The organism is Actinosynnema sp., assembly GCF_052038725.1.
Genome location: NZ_JBQGCX010000364.1, coordinates 1 through 2,955, shown reverse-complemented (window position 1 = coordinate 2,955; position 2,955 = coordinate 1). Strand labels below are relative to the sequence as shown.

2 protein-coding genes are annotated in these 2,955 nt (G+C 73.2%); both read left to right on the top strand.

Translation table 11 applies throughout. The annotated features are described in order from the left end of the window. Positions 1–51 precede the first annotated feature (51 nt). Complete coding sequence (locus ACTUAL_RS07385; RefSeq protein WP_096491856.1) at positions 52–807, top strand: TIGR03936 family radical SAM-associated protein; 756 nt, start codon at positions 52–54, stop codon at positions 805–807. 191 nt (positions 808–998) lie between these two features. After that, a partial coding sequence (locus ACTUAL_RS07380; protein ID WP_440899713.1) for a translation initiation factor IF-2 N-terminal domain-containing protein occupies positions 999–2,955 on the top strand: 1,957 nt, incomplete at its 3' end.

The window sequence follows — 2,955 nt, the reverse complement described above, 5'->3', positions numbered from 1 at the left end:
TGGGGAGCAGCACTGAGCCGCCAGCAACAACCCAACCCGTCCGCCGCCGCGGTGCAGAAGCTGCGCGTGCGCTACGCCAAGCGCGGCAGGCTCCGGTTCACGTCGCACCGCGACGTGGCCCGCACCTTCGAGCGCGCGCTGCGCCGAGCGGGCGTGCCCATGGCCTACTCCCAGGGCTTCAGCCCTCACCCGAAGGTGTCGTGGGTGGGCGCCGCGCCGACCGGGGTGGCCAGCGAGGCCGAGTACGTGGAGGTGTCCGTCGTCGACGCGGTCGACCCCGAGGCGCTGCGCGCCGAGCTCGACCGGGCCATGCCGCCGGGGCTCGACGTGCTCGAGGTGGTGCAGGCCGGAGGGGGGTCGCTGACCGAGCGCATCGAGGCGAGCGCCTGGCGCGTGGAGCTGCCCGGCGTGGACCCCGAACGGTTGTCCGAAGCGGTGTCCGCCCTGCTCGCGGCCGAGTCGGTCGAGGTCGAGCGGCTCACCAAGAACGGCAAGAGGATGATCGACGTGCGCCCCGCCGTGGTCACCGCGTCGGTCGCCGGGCCCGCTTCGGGCGAAGCCCCTTCGAGCGACGCGGAACACGATGCAGGGGGTTTGTCACTTCCGTGTGGGATACTTGTCATGGTCGTGCGGCAGCTAACCCCTACCGTGCGACCCGACGACGTGCTGAGCGCGCTCGGAGTCGTCGCCGACCTCGTTCCGCCGGTCCCCGCGAAGGCGACCCGGATGGCGCAGGGGCGGCTCGACGACGAAGGCGGCCTGGTCGACCCGCTCGCCCTGGACAGGGTGGCGGTGGAGGAGGGCTGACCCGGCGCCGTGAGCGGCGCTGACGGCGTCGTCGACCGGGACAGGACCTGCTGTGCCGCGTGCCGACAGTGGTGCGCGCGCAGCGCGAGGCAAGGATTCCCGCCGCCAGCCGCGGCGGAGAGCGGACAAGAGAGGCCCCTGCGCGGCCGCGTCACTTCCAACCATGACGCGCCCGGGGGCGGAGGAGTTGCATGTCGAACACGGACAAGCCCGCCGGCCCCGCCGGCGGGGGTAGCGCCACACCCGGACACCCGGCGCTCGCCGACCTGCCCGCCAAGCTGCGGGTGCACGCCCTGGCGAAGCTGCTCGGCACGACCAGCAAGGACGTGCTGGCCGCGCTCGCCGATCTCGGCGAGACGGTGCGCAGTGCCCAGTCGAGCGTCACCAGGGACCTCGCGATCAAGGTCGGCGAGAGCCTGCTGAACTGGGACGACATCGTCACCGGCGACGTCGACGAGCTGACCGTCACCGAGGTGGAGGCGGCTGTGCCCGCCCGCGAGGTGGCGGCGCTCACACCGCTGTTCGCCCCGCCGTCGGCGATGTTCCTGCCGCCGACGCCGGTCGCGACCACCGCGGTGCCCGTCACCAGGGCGGAGCCCGAGGACGAGGACGACGAGGCCGACGACCAGCACGCCGACGCGTCCGACGACGCCGACGGCGATGGCGACGGCCGCCGCCGCCGCCGTCGCGGCCGTCGCGGTCGCGGTCGCGGCAAGGGCGTCGAGGACAACCAGGACGAGTCCGCCGAGGAGGTCGACCAGGCCCCGGCCGCCGAGGCCGAGCCCGAGGCCGACGAGCCCGCCGCCGACGCGTCCGACGACGAGGAGGAGGGCGGCGGCAGCCGTCGCCGCCGTCGCCGCCGCCGTCGCAAGTCCGGCGCCGACGACGAGTCCGCGCCGAACGAGGACGACCCGCCGAACACGGTCGTGCACGTCCGCGAGACCCGCGACGCGCGCGACGACCGGGCGGACTCCGAGGCCGCGCAGAACGAGGTGCGCAGCGTCCGGGGCTCCACCCGCCTGGAGGCCAAGCGCCAGCGCCGCAGGGACGGCCGCGAGGCCGGTCGCCGCCGCGCGCCCGTGCTCTCCGAGGCCGAGTTCCTGGCCCGCCGCGAGGCCGTCGAGCGCACCATGGTCGTGCGCGAGCGCGGCGACCGCACCCAGATCGGCGTGCTGGAGGACGGCGTCCTCGTCGAGCACTTCGTGACGTCCGCGGGCTCCGGCTCGCTGGTCGGCAACGTCTACCTCGGCCGGGTGCAGAACGTGCTGCCCAGCATGGAGGCGGCGTTCATCGACATCGGCCGCGGTCGCAACGCGGTGCTCTACGCGGGCGAGGTCGACTGGGACGCGGCAGGCCTTGAGGGCAAGGCCCGCAAGATCGAGCAGGCCCTGTCCAGCGGCGACAGCGTCCTGGTGCAGGTCACCAAGGACCCGGTCGGCCACAAGGGCGCCCGCCTGACCACCCAGATCAGCCTGCCCGGCCGCTTCCTGGTGTACGTGCCCGGCGGCGGCGCGACCGGCATCAGCCGCAAGCTGCCGGACAACGAGCGCAAGCGCCTCAAGGACATCCTCAAGCGCGTCGTCCCCGACGACGCGGGCGTGATCATCCGCACCGCGTCGGAGGGCGTCGCCGAGGAGGAGCTGGCGCGCGACGTCACCCGCCTGCAGGCGCAGTGGCAGATCATCAAGGACAAGGCCGCCACGCCCAAGGCCCAGGCCCCGCAGCTGCTCTACGAAGAGCCGGACCTGCTGGTCAAGGTCGTGCGCGACCTGTTCACCGAGGACTTCTCCGGCCTGGTCGTCCAGGGCTCCGAGGCCTGGGACACGATCGACGGCTACGTGCGGCACGTCGCGCCGGACCTGCAGGACCGGCTGCACCGGCACGTCGGCAACTCCGACGCGTTCGGCGAGTACCGCATCGACGAGCAGCTGATGAAGGCGCTGGACCGCAAGGTCTGGCTGCCCTCCGGCGGCTACCTCGTGATCGACCGCACCGAGGCCATGACGGTCATCGACGTCACCCCCGGGATGTTCACCGGATCCGGTGGCAACCTGGAGGAGACGGTCACCAGGAACAACCTGGAGGCGGCCGAGGAGATCGTCCGGCAGCTCAGGCTGCGCGACGTCGGCGGCATCATCGTCATCGACT